Below are 13,758 nucleotides of genomic sequence, written 5' to 3'. Positions count from 1 at the left end.
TATTGCCGGTGGTTAAGAATCTCATGATACCGGCACTGCCGGAACCGTGGGCATTATCCCGGAGGAGGATACAGATAATTATCACAATCGTGAAAGCGCTTCCATCAGACGGAGAACCAGCGGAGCCTGCATGTAACCGGGATCTCATCAGAGAGATCAGGGAGATGGCAGACCGGCAGGGGGTTCTCATCCTCGCCCACAACTATCAGTCGCCTGAGATCTACCAGATCGCAGAGAGAATCGGAGATTCCCTAGAACTGGCAAGAGCCGCTCAGGAGACCGATGCAGAGACGATCCTCTTCTGTGGCGTTGACTTCATGGCTGACACCGCGAAGATCCTAAATCCGCAGGCACGCGTCCTGATCCCGGATCCACAGGCCCGGTGCACCATGGCACACATGGCAGGAGAGCAGGCAGCCATGAAGCTCAGGGAGCAGTACCCGGATGCAGAGGTGGTCAGTTATGTCAACACCACAACGGCAACCAAGGCGGTGAGTGACATCTGCTGCACCTCTGCAAACGCGATCGAGATCGTAGAATCTGTTGAATCAGATCAGGTCATCTTTCTTCCAGATCGGAACCTTGCTGCATATGTGAGCAGGTTTACGAGAAAGGAGATCATCCCTGCAGCCGGGTTCTGTTATGTCCACGATGCCATCACAAGAGAGAGTGTCGATGCCATGCAGAAGCTTCATCCTGAAGCAGCCTTTGTTGCACATCCGGAGTGCAGGCCTGAAATCATTGACATGGCTGATGCAGTCTGCTCAACCGGCGGGATGGCAAGGTTCTGCCGTGATGCATCTGCATCATCCTTTATCATCGGCACCGAGTCAGGAATGCTCAACCGGCTGCGAACAGAGGTTGTGGGAAAGAAGTTCTTCTCGGTTGCCGGGGTCTGTGCACCGATGAAACAGGTAACACTTGAGAAGATCAAGACCTGTCTGACAACCGGTTCTGGTGAGGTTCTCCTTGACCAGAACCTCATGGATGCAGTACGTGGCCCGCTCGAACGAATGATCGAGGTCTCAAAATCAATGAAGAGCCGATCCTGCAGGACCCGGGAAGAGATCAGAAAAGGGCTATAGGCAAAGGGCACCTTGTATTAATCGTCTGATTACAGCACATCACAGAACTGGCGTAACATATGACTGCAGAACGAATCGTGTACATGGACCATTCTGCAACAACCGCTACCGATCCAGCGGTCGTCGATGCAATGATCCCATGGTTCTCAAAAGGGTACGGAAACCCGTCGTCCCTGTACCGCATTGCACGCGAATCAAAAAAAGTGATTGAAGAAGCAAGAAATCAGGTAGCGACTGCACTTGGTGCAAAACCTGATGAGATCTACTTCACTTCAGGTGGAACCGAGGCTGATAACTGGGCAATAAAGGGGATTGTATCAGCTAACCATAAGAAAGGCAACCACATCATCACCAGTGCAATTGAGCATCACGCTGTCCTTCACACCTGCGAATACCTCGAAAAACAGGGATTCACAGTCACTTACCTCCCGGTGGATGAGACAGGACAGGTGCGTATCAGTGACCTGAAGGATGCAATCACTGACCAGACCATTCTGGTCACGATCATGTTTGCAAACAATGAGATCGGTACGATAGAACCGATTGTTGAGATCGGAAAAGTCTGTCGCGATCACGGAGTGTTCTTCCACACCGATGCTGTCCAGGCGATCGGGAATGTCCCGATCGACGTCGAGGCGATGAATATCGATCTCCTCTCGCTCTCTGCGCACAAGTTTTACGGTCCGAAAGGAATCGGTGCCCTTTATATCAGAAAAGGAATCAGGATTGACAACCTTCTGCATGGTGGTGGACAGGAGAAAAGGAGACGTGCCGGAACCGAGAATATTCCCGGAATAGTTGGGCTCGGTCTTGCTATTGAACGTGCCACTGCAAGAATGGATGAGCAGAACAAGCGGGTTTCTGCACTCAGGGACCGTCTGCTTGACGGTATTCTCAAGGCCATTCCGAACACAAGGCTGAACGGACACCCGAAGGAGAGACTTCCAGGCAACCTGAATGTGAGCTTTGACTTTATTGAAGGAGAGTCTATGCTCCTGCTCCTCGATCACTTCGGAATCTGTGCCTCAACCGGGAGTGCATGCACATCAGGATCGCTTGAACCGTCCCATGTGCTGCTGGCTACCGGGCTCCCTGCCGAGACCGCACATGGCTCACTCAGGCTCACACTTGGAGCAGAGAACACAGACGAGGATGTCGATTATGTTCTGGAACAGCTCCAGAAGGTGGTAATCCGCCTGCGGGAGATGTCTCCTCTGTACGCAGATCATAAAAAGAGGTCATGTAATGTATAGCGAAAAGGTAATGGATCATTTCATGAACCCCCGGAACCAGGGGGAGATCACGGAAGCTGATGGTGTTGGAGAAGTAGGAAACCCCACCTGCGGGGATATCATGCGTATCTTCCTCACAGTGAAGGACAACATCATCACCGAGGTGAAGTTCCAGACATTCGGATGCGGGGCAGCTGTTGCATCCAGCAGCATGGCAACCGAGATGATCAAGGGAAAGACCCTTGAAGAGGCATGGGAGGTCTCAAACAAAGCAGTCGCCGAGGCACTCGAAGGGCTTCCGGCCATAAAGATGCACTGCTCGGTTCTTGCAGAAGAGGGAATTCACAAGGCTATCAATGATTACCGGGTAAAACATGGGCTTGAACCCTGGGAAGAGAAGAATCCTCATTCACATGATCACCATGGGATTGAGGATGAGACCTGCTCTACATAATCCTCATCGAACCACTTTCTTTTCTAAACATTCTCCCTCCTTCTTCTGACAAATCAGATCCCATGAGGGAGAGAGGCATCCCATTTTGAAATCTTACGAGACCTCACGTAAAACCCTTTTATCAGTTCTGATCAAATCGGTAGCAGCCTATAATTTTGTGTCAGAATCAAAAATATTCCGAGCAGATCCTGAATTTTTGATACAATGACTCAATCTGATCTACATCAAAGACATTGGCAATGGTATAGGAGAGGAGTCAAAAAAATAGATTTACCGGGAAATGAGGGAACCCTTCTCCGGATATGTCACATTCAAGACATAGAACTCATAGGAGTTAACCCCATCCGGATTCTGGAGTGAGTAATCGATGCCCATATTCAACCTGAATAGTGCATGAGGCCGGTTTTCTGATGAACCCCAGCTGTTAAGCACGGTCCAATACTGGTTTTCAGGGTCAGAATCGTTATAACCCAGGATGAGCATGACATGACCGCCATCATTGTGAAGGGTACCCGGTGTGAGGCCAGGTGTAAAAATATCCTCTTCAGTCTGGTTATTCCAGAAGTTCATCATAGGAGTCCAGTTATCAGGCGTATATATGAATAGAACTGCTTTTCCTGATTGCAGGGCTGCTTTTATCGAATTGACTGCGGTTTCATTGGATATCGGGAGCTCTTCATACTTAGCATTTGTACTAATCATGAGAGCAGATACCTGATCGAGAGGGTAGTAGGGGGTGGTTTGGATGTTTGATGCATTCATTGCGGTTGACTCACCTTTCTCGCACATGCTCCGGCTGTCTACAAATGATGCATTCGTGTTGGTCCAGGGAACTGCTTTTTTTGTTGAATTATAAAAATCAGCAAACCAGACTGGAGACCCACCACAACAGGCCCATATCCCGGTTCCATTGTGATACGACGAGGTGAAGTACTGAACTGACAGCCGGTCGGTGACGTTTTTCTGGTATGCGAGATCAAGTTGAAGAGCTCCGGTATCTGCCCATACCCAGCAGTTTCCACAATGTTCATCGACCCCTCCGGTCTGGTCCCATTCGGAGGGAATATAGACAAATCGATCGAGATGGCTGAATGAACCTCGGGGGAGGGATGTCAGGTTTTCAGGGATGGTGAACCTGGGCAAATTTCGATTTGCTTCCTGCATTGCAAGCACGACATCGGTTTGTAGACTCATCACCGCTGCAGCAGTATCCGGAGTTTCATTATTTTGAGTAGTAGCAATAATTGTGCTGATCTCATCCAGATCAGCATGTGAATATCCACTGATATCCATCGCCCTGCCAATTTCACGGGGATCAATACTCCGGAATGCAGTGAGGTTTCCCGAGTCAATGTCTTGTAAACTTATTCCGCTGACAGAAATATTTACAGGACCGGTGCAGGATGTACAGGAGGCTCCTGAAGAAGGGGCCACGAATAAAAGTGTAAATATCACGGTCATTACGAGTGTTCCACTCACCACTCCGGGCAGGTTTGCCATATACGGTACTAGATGGTGAGACGAAGAAGAAAAATTTGTGATAAAAATCAGTTCTGATCCAGGATCGTTGGACTCATTTTTTGTGAGATATTTGGAGATATACGAGATTCAAACGTCCAAATAGACATAATCACCCCATACGAAAAGGCATTGGGTGACTACATCTGTTCATCCGGCATCATTCAGTAGTTCAGAATCACAACCATCAAAGATGCAGAGATTTTTTATCTGATCAAATTTAGCCGGATTCTTATCCCTTTTATACTCCCGCGATAACCTATAGGATAGTTCACGATTGTGACAGAAACGATAATCCCGTAATGAGGTAAGGTAGGGAGATGGAAAAGAATACAGATCTTATCTTTGCAGCACTCTTCAAACTGGAAGAGGCACGACAGGTGATCCGGGACGGACTCCCGTCGGGGCTCAACAGTCAGGAAGAGGCTCAGTTCAAAGAGAAGATCTCAGAGCTCAAAGGGATTGTCCAGGCCCTTGAAACCGGGACTGCCGGGAAGAAACCAGGCAGGATCGCCGGAACGATAGAAGTTCGAACACGTGAGGAGGAGAATATCAATATTCAGCCGATCCAGGCAGCAGGACGGCTGACCCTCGCAGCCCGTCAGGCGATTATTGCCTATGGTGACGGATATTCTACATGTGATGCCTGCCGGAAACCATTCAGACTGGATAAGATATCAAAACCGCCAATCGCAGACTTTCACACCCAACTCGCCCAATTCGTCAATATGGATCAGGCACGGGTTGTGCCTGGAGCACGAAGAGGGTTCCAGGCAGTTGCCCAGACCGTTGTAGAGAAGGGCGACTCGGTGATCGTCTCCGCATTTGCACATTACACCGAGTTTCTCGCTGTGGAAGGCGCAGGGGGAGTCGTTAAGGAGGTTCCCTTAAACAAGGATAATATCATCACCGCTGATGCAACTGCAGAAAAGATCGAACAGGTAAAACAGGAGACCGGAAAACTCCCGAGTCTGGTGATGATCGATCACTACGACTACCAGCTTGCCAACGAGCATGATGTCAAAGGGATCGCAAAGGTTGCACACAGTTACGATATCCCCTTCCTCTATAATGGTGCATACACCGTCGGAGTCATGCCTGTCGACGGAAAGGCAGTAGGAGCAGACTTCGTAGTCGGCTCCGGTCATAAGAGTATGGCTTCGCCGGCACCTTCCGGGGTGCTGGCGACGACGAGCGAATGGGCAGACAAAGTCTTCCGAACCACCCAGATGGTCGGAGACGTCACCAAACGCAAGTTCGGGATCAAAGAAGTAGAGATGGTCGGATGCACGCTGATGGGATCCAATCTTATCGCAATGATGGCTTCATTCCCTGAAGTGAAAGAGCGGACACTCCACTGGGACGACGAGCTGAAGAAGATCAACTTCTTTGCTGATCGCCTGCTTGCCATCGACGGAAGCAAGATCCTCTCAGAGTACCCCCGGAAACACGCACTGACCAAAGTGGATACAACCGGCAACTTTGACAGGATTGCAGAAACGCACAAACGTCGCGGTTTCTTCCTCTCAGACGAACTCTCTTCAAAGGGAATCGTCGGAGAGTTCGCTGGAGCAACCCGCACCTGGAAGCTCTCAACCTACGGGCTCTCCTGGGAGAAGGTCAGATACCTTGCCGACACATTCACCGAGATAGCAGAACGTTACGAATTACCAGTTTCAAAAAATTAAATCACTGATTACCATGACTGACAAAAAAGACAGAGACGCAACTACATCACTGCACGCAGGACAGGTCCCGGACCCGACAACCGGAGCACTTTCAGTACCGATCTACCAGACAACCAGTTACCAGTTCCGTGATGCTGACCATGCAGCAGCACTCTTCGGTCTTTCAGAGCTTGGAAACATCTACACCCGGCTCATGAATCCAACCACCGACGTGCTCGAGAAGCGTATCGCTGCACTTGAGGGCGGATCAGGAGCACTTGCCGTGGCATCAGGTCAGGCAGCCATCTCGTACGCCCTCCTTAACATCACCAGGGTTGGCGATGAGATCGTAGCTGCAAACAATCTCTACGGCGGTACCTACACGCTCCTGCACTACACATTTGCTAAGCTCGGACGCAAGGTTATCTTTGTCGACTCCCAGGATCCTGAAGCATTCAGGAAGGCAATTACCCCGAAGACCCGTGCAATCTACGCAGAGACACTCGGAAACCCGAAACTCGATGTACCTGACTTCCGTAAGATCGCTGACATCGCCCACGAGGCAGGAATCGCATTCGTTGTTGACAACACATCTGCTGTCGGTCTGGTCAAGCCGATCGAGCACGGTGTCGACATCGTTGTCCACTCTGCAACCAAGTTTGTCGGGGGACACGGCAACTCCATCGGCGGGCTCATCGTCGATTCAGGCAAGTTCAACTGGGGCAACGGAAAGTATCCCGAGTTCTCAGAACCAGATCCAAGTTACCACGGGCTTGTCTACTGGGATGTCTTCAAGGACTTTGCAGGGCTTGGAAACGTGGCATTTGTCTTCAAGATCCGTCTCTCACTTCTGCGAGATCTCGGGGCTGCTCTCTCTCCGTTCAATTCATTCCTGCTGCTCCAGGGATTTGAGACGCTCCCGCTCAGGGTGAAACAGCACTCAGAGAACGCTCTTGCAGTCGCAAAGCACCTGAAGGCACACCCCAAGGTCGCCTGGGTCAACTATCCGGGTCTTTCAGACAACCCGACCCATGCGGTTGCATCCAGGTACCTCAAGCACGGGTTCGGAGGTCTGCTCGGAGTCGGCATCAAGGGAGGGGTCGAGGAAGGAAAGAAGGTCATCAACGCACTCAAACTCTTCTCCCATGTTGCAAACATCGGAGACTCAAAGAGCCTTGTGATCCACCCGGCATCGACAACCCACCAGCAGCTCACTCCCGAAGAGCTTACTGCAACCGGAGTTACTCCAGATTATATCAGACTCTCAATCGGAATCGAAAATATCGAAGATATTATTGAGGATCTGGATCAAGCCTTAGCTCAGATCTGACCAATATGATTCGAGGATCTGTTGGAACGGTAAAAACCGAACAGGTGACATTCAAAGAGCCTCTCACACTGGAAAGTGGGGAGACTCTCCCTGAACTCACTATTGCGTACGAAACGTACGGTACCCTTGATCGCGATAGATCAAACGCTATTCTTATCTGTCACGCCTTGTCAGGTGACTCTCATGTAGCCGGTTATCATGCAGGAACCGACAAACCAGGCTGGTGGGATATTGTCATAGGTCCGGGAAAAGCACTTGATACAGATCAATACTTTATCATCTGTTCAAATGTTCTGGGCGGCTGTAAAGGGACTACCGGCCCCTCTTCTATCAATCCGGCAACAAACAAACCATATGGTCTTTCCTTCCCGGTCATCACCATCGGTGACATGGTTCATGCCCAGAGTCGCGTTCTTCAGCACTTCAATATTCAGCGTCTTTTTGCAGTCATCGGCGGATCGATGGGGGGAATGCAGGCACTTAAGTGGTCAGTTCTCTACCCGGACCTTGCAAGCAGGGTTGTGGTGATCGCAAGTACTGCCTACTCGACGCCGCAGCAGATCGCCTTTAACGAGGTTGCCCGGAGTGCAATCCGGTCTGATCCTGACTGGAATCATGGCGACTACTATAAGAATTTCCCCCCGACCCGGGGGCTGTCGCTTGCCAGAATGATAGGCCATATCACGTATCTCTCTGATGAATCGATGCATCAGAAGTTTGGCAGAGGTCTGCAGGGGAAGGAGGAACTCAGTTATGACTTCACCACTGATTTTCAGGTAGAGAGTTACCTGCATTATCAGGGTGATCGGTTTACCCAGCGGTTTGATGCAAACTCGTACCTGTATATCACCAAGGCGATCGATTACTTCGACCTGTCAGTGAATGACTCACTTATCGAGGCATTTCGAAGTGTGAAGGCAAAATTCCTGATCGTTTCGGTCTCTTCAGACTGGCTGTATCCCCCATACCTCTCACAGGAGATCGTAACCGCCCTCTCTTCAGCCAATGCGGATGTTGAGTACTGTGAGATCAGGTCAAATTTTGGTCATGATGCGTTCCTGCTTGAGGAAGGGCAGATGAACTACCTTCTCGGACGGTTCCTCTCGTCTCTGACCATTGCAGATGTGATGAAAGTTCAGGCCCCGACTCTGAACGAGGACGTCACGATCAAAGAGGCTGCCGAGCTGATGATAGCCCAGTCAGTCAATCATCTGCCGGTGGTTGACTCGGAGGGAGCACTCACCGGGATCGTCACATCCTGGGATATCTCGCGATCAGTTGCACGGGAGTTCACCGCTCTTGATGAGATCATGACACGGGATGTCTTCTTTGCATCACCAGAAGAACCGGTTGACAGTGCAGTGAAGCGGATGGAGCAGAACCATATCTCTGCACTGCCGGTAGTAGACGACAAGCGAAGAGTGATCGGCCTTATCACAGCAGAACGTCTCTCCAGGCTTATCGGCCGTTGCAGATAATCACCCACGTTTCGAAATACCCAAATCTGAGTCGTGTGAAGATCTGGTATCTTGACAGTGATCAGATCACACTGCCTCATCGTAGCAGGGATCCTGTTAGTCCTGATTGCATCATCCGGATGCATCGCTACCGATGAGAATACCAGACTGAATCTCACCTTTTTTGATGTCGGCCAGGGAGATTCCTGTCTCCTGCAGGTTGATGGGAAAACCATACTTGTGGATGCAGGCCCGTACGAAGCGGGGCCGAAGATCGCAGAGTGGCTGAAAGCCAGAAATATCTCGTATCTTGACGTGGTGATCGCGACACATCCACACAGCGATCATATCGGTGGAATGCCAGCAGTGCTCAGGCAGGTAAAGACCGGAGTCTTCATCGATTCTGGTGATACCCACACAACCCCGTCGTATGAAGTACTTCTGAAAACCATTGAAAAATATCAGATTCCGTACCGGGTCGTTCATGAAGGCGATCAGATAGATTCGGGCCCCGGGGTAAACATCAGGGTTCTCAACCCTGATACCACTGTTTCAGGCGATCTCAACGACAACTCGATCGTTCTTGAGATCACTTCAGGGAGCAGGAAGTTCCTGCTTATGGGTGATGCAGGGATTTCAGTGGAAGAGCGACTTCTCAAAGAGGGAACAGATCTCAGGGCTGACCTTCTCAAAGTCGGCCATCACGGAAGCAGGCACTCTTCAGGGCGAAGGTTTATTGAGGCTGTATCACCAGAGATTGCAATCATATCCCTTACTGCCGGAAACGAGTACGGATACCCGCAGAAGGATCCGATCAGGTATCTCACCGATGCAGGTTCCCGGATATACCGGACTGATCAGAAAGGGACGATCACCGTGACCGCAGATCAGAAAGGTCTTGTAGTCAACGCAGAGATGATACCCAAATCTGCCCCAAAATAAACGAAGAGCAGAATCCCGAATAGATCCCCTGCTGTCTCGCACGAGGAGCAATCATGACAGATGCAAGTAGAACAGTGGTGATGACCATAGACAGGATTGAGGATGGATATTTTATCCTGATACCCAGGGACAATCCGGAGGATATGATCAAGCTCCCACGAAAATATCTGGGAGATTTCGAAGAGGGGGATATCCTGGAGTTTTCAATCAGAAAGGACGAGTCAGCAACAAAGGAGGCGCGAAACCGGGCGAGCAGGCTTAGAGAACGGCTCGTGAACCGGTGATACGATAAGGATGAGATGCTTGATCTTCAAAACAGTCACGATTGTGAAACATAATATACTTTTGCATATAATGGGTACAGAATGAAACTGCTGGCTGGTGTGATTGTCATCGGCTTTCTTCTGCTCGCAGTACTATCCGGTATCCCGTCTTTCCCAATGGAGCGAAAAAGCTCCTGCTGCACGAGTGACAGTTCATCTGGCCGTCTCTCCTGTCATATGACCATGACCAGTCAGGGGACAGTCCATCCCTGCAGTTGTAAGACAAACGCTGCTGCGTCACCGGCACAAATGCCGGCAGGCTCCTGTGGAGCCTGTGGATCTCTGATGGCACCGGTAACACAGCCTTCAACTCTGCTCGACCGGATTCGCAGATACGCAGTCAGCGGATATCGCAGAATAACAAACAGGAACCTGCTTGAGCATGAGGGCAGGCGCCAGATATATGATGAGATTGTTGCTTCACCAGGTGTTGATATCAGAAGACTTATCGGGATAACCGGGATGAATGAGAATACCCTCCGGTACCATCTTGAACGGCTCTACGACGGGGGGAAGATCCAGGCATCTACAATCGGTGGCGTCTGTCACTACTTTGAAAACCACGGGAAGTACTCAACCGGAGAACAGATTCTGATGGCACGGATGCTGACCGCTGCAAGTTCACGGATTTTGAGGATCATCCTCCACCAGCCAGGCCTCACCCGTGGAGAACTGGCAGATCTCCTCGGAGTTGCAGGCCCGACAGTGACACGGAGTGTGCAGCATCTCACCGATGACGGACTTGTCCATGTGGAACGCGATGGAAGATATACCAGATATTATCCAGATGAGTTAGTATGGGGAGGCTGCGGCCAGGGATTTACTCCCCCATTCATACACGATACTGCGTCTTGCGATCGGGCATGCGCAAAGTGAGAGAGAATATAAAGTACATTTTATATTCCTTTAAGCAATATTTTCCCTGATGATTAGATCACGTTTTTTTCCACCCGTTCTGATTCAGCTCATTCTGGTTCTCCTGATAATCTGCATTCCTGCCAGCTCTGCAGTGTCTGATCCGAGCCTGAACCAGACAATCAAAGCTGCTGACCAGTCCGGACCAGACTATGAGATAACAGAAGTCACCATGCCTGTCCAGACCTCCTGGACAGAACCCGGTACCTACATCCACCCAAATATAACCATACGAAATGCCGGTGCTGCTGACATCGCAGCAGAACCGCTGCAGATTCAGGCATCTCTCGGAAAGTATCAGTTGATCTCAAAAAATAATCAGATCTCACCGTTCAAAGCAGGAGAGGTTCGCACAATAACACCTGACTATCTTGTCCCGAGTGGAGTCCCGACCGGCGAATATACATTGACTGCTTCTGTTACCCATGGTCCGGAACAGGAAGGGGAGAGTATAGTGAGCAGTACGGTGTCGGCTCCTGATAAGCTAAATGTGAAACTGATAACATCGAAGACAAAAGTCCGTTCGTGTAACTGCGGGTAAAATTATACCCGGAACTTTTTTTGCAGAGAAGAGATTCGCTCTTGAAAAAACTGGTGAGTTGCATATTTACCTGCCATTTGTTGTATCCATAGTAGACCTGATGGACTCAATATCAGACAGCATTTCATCGAACGACCCATATCTTACATTTGGATCAGGCGAGAGGGTTCTGGAGATCAGGATGTCAAATACCCCCAGATCGGGTCTCTCCAGGGAAGGTAACACAAGTCCTGATGAAGAACCATCCCAGTACTCACTTGCTTGCGTAAGATGATCATTACGACCATATGGCCTTGAGCCGGTTAACAGCAGATACAAGAGAGCACCGGCCTGGAAGATATCAGTCTTTACGGAGGTGTCACCATACTTTTCAGGAGAGATCTGTTCTGGTGCCAGTATCCAGCACGCAGAACTACATCCTTTCTCTGACAAGACCGCTGCATTGTCAAACCCACCGATCCGGATATGAAGATTCCTGTCAATAAAAACTTCAGAGGGTGCAAGAAGGTAATGCCCGAACCCCTGATGATGCAGGTATGACAGACCCCTGCAGAGCCCAAGTCCAATTTTAACTACAGCACGCCTGGGAACCGGTACTGACAGGTCAGCCAGTGAGTACCGTCTCCTGCCTTTCTGAACCGCCCCCTCCGGAGGATTTGTCACAAGATAAGAGACGGGTTCTTTTTCACTGGCAACAAGGCGAAGAATATGTGGATGCTGAAGAGAACGCCAGACCGTAATTGTATGATCAAATGAGAGAGATTGTGCAATATCAGGACTGATGACCTTAACCATCTGAACAGATGCGTCAACCGCACGTTTTACAAGGAAACAATCCCCACTCTGATCAGAACTGACTGAAGCAACAGGAGTGTACAACTCCAGAAGGCTGGAGGGAAAATTTGAGGTGTCAGAAACTTCAGGCTTACGCTGCTTCAACCCGTCATTTTCTGACTTTTGTACGACCTTGCGGGCATTCAGATTATCTGGATCGATCTCAAGGGCCTGGTGATACGAGAAGTTTGCATCCTCATATTTACCAAGTTTCTCCAGAACCATACCCTTCTGAACCCAGAGATCAGCAGAACCAGAATCCCTGCTGAAAAGGGAGTTGTAGTAAGACAGTGCATCATCAAGCAGGTTTTGAGATTGTAACAGGACGCCGTAGTTATAAGGAAGCACGATCCGCAGTTTTATCTCCTCTCCAAAGTCTGCTCCCGGGTTCACAGATAAGATCCTGCTCACTTCCGGCTGATCACTATCAGGATCATCTAACGGGAACTCAATCTCACCTTCAGTATCAGGGGGAATCTCAATATCTCCGGCCATGACCGGATACGATGATGAATTCTTCATCCTGACTATGGCAGTAGTTTTGTTATTTTCAGATACAAACCCGACAAATGACCAGTCTAGTGCAGGACTGACCGGACGCACACGATAGCGAATCAGGACATCACGGATGAACTCACGCCCTGCTTCATCAATGAAAGGAATATTTCTGATGAAAAACTGATCTCCGGGAATTTCGACAGGGACACGGATGAGGATATTACGGCTCTCACCATCAGGAATCATCTGACCTTCGATGAGGATCGGCCGGCTGCCACAATTTATGGCTCTCACTACCACCTCTCCGGTTGCTCCCTCATCACAGGTCATCATCTGGGGCTCCAATACCAGATCTGTTTTTGCCACCCCTCTTCCTCTGACTTTTTCCACAATATCCAGACAGGAATTGATTCTGTCATTCACTGATGAAGATGACAGAGGGGAGGGAACCTCAACAGACTCTTTTATCTTCCCGGCAACCCGCCGGGTTGCATATGCCCCAACGAGCGTGATACCAAGAAAAGCACCCAGAATAATCGCGTAATCAGTCAATCCAAAGGATGATACCGGATCCTGATCCGGGGGACCTTCTGTACTTACATACGAGAGACAGAACTGTCGGGTTTCTGGATCAATGGAAAGAACAGTGTCTTTTTGGGGCTGGACCATAGCTTCAAGATCCTGATCAAACCCGTCACCGACCAGACGGATATCATGGGAACCCGAAGAGAGGTTTCTGGCAATTAGCGGAGTTACACCACGGTTATTACCATCGATTGAGATCTGTATCGCCATATTTCCGGTGAGAACCTGAATTGATCCATTCCCGGGAGTCTGATCAGATGAACCACCTGAGATCTCTCCGGATACGGGAATAGTGGACACCAACAGAAGGAGTGCCAGTGAGAATATGCCAAAAAAGAGAGTAAAAGATCTCATTTTGATACTACCAGGACGCACCA

At 49.7% G+C, this 13,758-nt stretch carries 12 protein-coding genes; 10 read left to right on the top strand and 2 right to left on the bottom strand.

All coding sequences use genetic code 11. The features are described 5' to 3' along the window. The first annotated feature begins 23 nt into the window (after positions 1 to 23). Genes nadA through nifU form a run of 3 tightly spaced genes read left to right on the top strand, consistent with a single transcriptional unit; the run spans position 24 to position 2,771 of the window. Positions 24 to 1,085 carry a quinolinate synthase NadA gene (nadA, locus tag ACHZA2_RS10360; RefSeq protein ID WP_319579632.1) on the top strand — a complete coding sequence of 354 codons (1,062 nt, stop codon included), beginning with the start codon at positions 24 to 26 and terminating at the stop codon, positions 1,083 to 1,085. A 59-nt stretch (positions 1,086 to 1,144) separates the two neighbouring features. Next, a complete protein-coding gene (nifS, locus tag ACHZA2_RS10355; RefSeq protein ID WP_319579631.1) occupies positions 1,145 to 2,338 on the top strand; it encodes a cysteine desulfurase NifS in 1,194 nt (397 codons plus the stop codon). Then, on the top strand, positions 2,331 to 2,771 hold the full coding sequence (gene nifU / locus ACHZA2_RS10350) for a Fe-S cluster assembly scaffold protein NifU (protein WP_319579630.1): 441 nt from the start codon (positions 2,331 to 2,333) through the stop codon (positions 2,769 to 2,771). Before nifS ends, nifU begins: the two co-directional genes overlap by 8 nt. 270 nt (positions 2,772 to 3,041) lie before the next feature. On the opposite strand, the gene ACHZA2_RS10345 is transcribed toward nifU, so the two are convergent. Continuing rightward, on the bottom strand, positions 3,042 to 4,271 hold the full coding sequence (locus ACHZA2_RS10345; RefSeq protein ID WP_319579629.1) for a C1 family peptidase: 1,230 nt from the start codon (positions 4,269 to 4,271) through the stop codon (positions 3,042 to 3,044). Between the two features lie 338 nt (positions 4,272 to 4,609). On the opposite strand from ACHZA2_RS10345, the gene pscS reads away from it, so the two are divergent. The 7 genes from pscS (at position 4,610) to ACHZA2_RS10310 (ending at position 11,464) form a co-directional block, all read left to right on the top strand. Beyond that, entirely contained in the window at positions 4,610 to 5,977 is a 1,368-nt protein-coding gene (gene pscS, locus ACHZA2_RS10340; protein WP_319579628.1) for an O-phospho-L-seryl-tRNA:Cys-tRNA synthase, read from the top strand. 13 nt (positions 5,978 to 5,990) lie between these two features. Next, complete coding sequence (locus ACHZA2_RS10335; RefSeq protein WP_319579627.1) at positions 5,991 to 7,286, top strand: O-acetylhomoserine aminocarboxypropyltransferase/cysteine synthase; 1,296 nt, start codon at positions 5,991 to 5,993, stop codon at positions 7,284 to 7,286. Positions 7,287 to 7,291: 5 nt separating this feature from the next. After that, positions 7,292 to 8,764 (top strand): homoserine O-acetyltransferase, encoded by a 1,473-nt coding sequence (locus ACHZA2_RS10330; RefSeq protein WP_319579626.1) that lies wholly within the window; start codon positions 7,292 to 7,294, stop codon positions 8,762 to 8,764. Positions 8,765 to 8,821: 57 nt separating this feature from the next. Beyond that, on the top strand, positions 8,822 to 9,685 hold the full coding sequence (locus ACHZA2_RS10325; protein ID WP_319580961.1) for an MBL fold metallo-hydrolase: 864 nt from the start codon (positions 8,822 to 8,824) through the stop codon (positions 9,683 to 9,685). A 53-nt stretch (positions 9,686 to 9,738) separates the two neighbouring features. Continuing rightward, positions 9,739 to 9,969, top strand: a complete 231-nt coding sequence (locus ACHZA2_RS10320; RefSeq protein WP_319538876.1) for a DUF3006 domain-containing protein — start codon at positions 9,739 to 9,741, stop codon at positions 9,967 to 9,969. 81 nt (positions 9,970 to 10,050) lie between these two features. Next, a complete protein-coding gene (locus ACHZA2_RS10315) occupies positions 10,051 to 10,884 on the top strand; it encodes a winged helix-turn-helix transcriptional regulator (RefSeq protein WP_319579625.1) in 834 nt (277 codons plus the stop codon). Between the two features lie 49 nt (positions 10,885 to 10,933). Then, positions 10,934 to 11,464 (top strand): hypothetical protein, encoded by a 531-nt coding sequence (locus tag ACHZA2_RS10310; protein WP_319579624.1) that lies wholly within the window; start codon positions 10,934 to 10,936, stop codon positions 11,462 to 11,464. Between the two features lie 66 nt (positions 11,465 to 11,530). Here the strand turns inward: ACHZA2_RS10310 and ACHZA2_RS10305 are convergent, their stop codons facing one another. Then, positions 11,531 to 13,735: a protein kinase gene (locus ACHZA2_RS10305; RefSeq protein ID WP_319579623.1), complete on the bottom strand. Its 2,205-nt coding sequence runs from the start codon at positions 13,733 to 13,735 to the stop codon at positions 11,531 to 11,533. Positions 13,736 to 13,758 lie beyond the last annotated feature (23 nt).

It is taken from the genome of uncultured Methanospirillum sp. (genome assembly GCF_963668415.2).
Taxonomy (GTDB): domain Archaea; phylum Halobacteriota; class Methanomicrobia; order Methanomicrobiales; family Methanospirillaceae; genus Methanospirillum.
This window is presented reverse-complemented; position numbering and strand designations above follow the sequence as displayed.

Bases quoted from the DNA above. Each gene is read 5' to 3' on its own strand.
- ACHZA2_RS10315 (WP_319579625.1), top strand. From the start codon at position 10,051: ATGAAACTGCTGGCTGGTGTGATTGTCATCGGCTTTCTTCTGCTCGCA.
- nifS (WP_319579631.1), top strand. From the start codon at position 1,145: ATGACTGCAGAACGAATCGTGTACATGGACCATTCTGCAACAACCGCT.
- ACHZA2_RS10335 (WP_319579627.1), top strand. From the start codon at position 5,991: ATGACTGACAAAAAAGACAGAGACGCAACTACATCACTGCACGCAGGA.
- ACHZA2_RS10345 (WP_319579629.1), bottom strand. From the start codon at position 4,271: ATGGCAAACCTGCCCGGAGTGGTGAGTGGAACACTCGTAATGACCGTG.
- ACHZA2_RS10305 (WP_319579623.1), bottom strand. From the start codon at position 13,735: ATGAGATCTTTTACTCTCTTTTTTGGCATATTCTCACTGGCACTCCTT.
- nadA (WP_319579632.1), top strand. From the start codon at position 24: ATGATACCGGCACTGCCGGAACCGTGGGCATTATCCCGGAGGAGGATA.
- nifU (WP_319579630.1), top strand. From the start codon at position 2,331: ATGTATAGCGAAAAGGTAATGGATCATTTCATGAACCCCCGGAACCAG.
- ACHZA2_RS10310 (WP_319579624.1), top strand. From the start codon at position 10,934: ATGATTAGATCACGTTTTTTTCCACCCGTTCTGATTCAGCTCATTCTG.
- pscS (WP_319579628.1), top strand. From the start codon at position 4,610: ATGGAAAAGAATACAGATCTTATCTTTGCAGCACTCTTCAAACTGGAA.
- ACHZA2_RS10320 (WP_319538876.1), top strand. From the start codon at position 9,739: ATGACAGATGCAAGTAGAACAGTGGTGATGACCATAGACAGGATTGAG.
- ACHZA2_RS10330 (WP_319579626.1), top strand. From the start codon at position 7,292: ATGATTCGAGGATCTGTTGGAACGGTAAAAACCGAACAGGTGACATTC.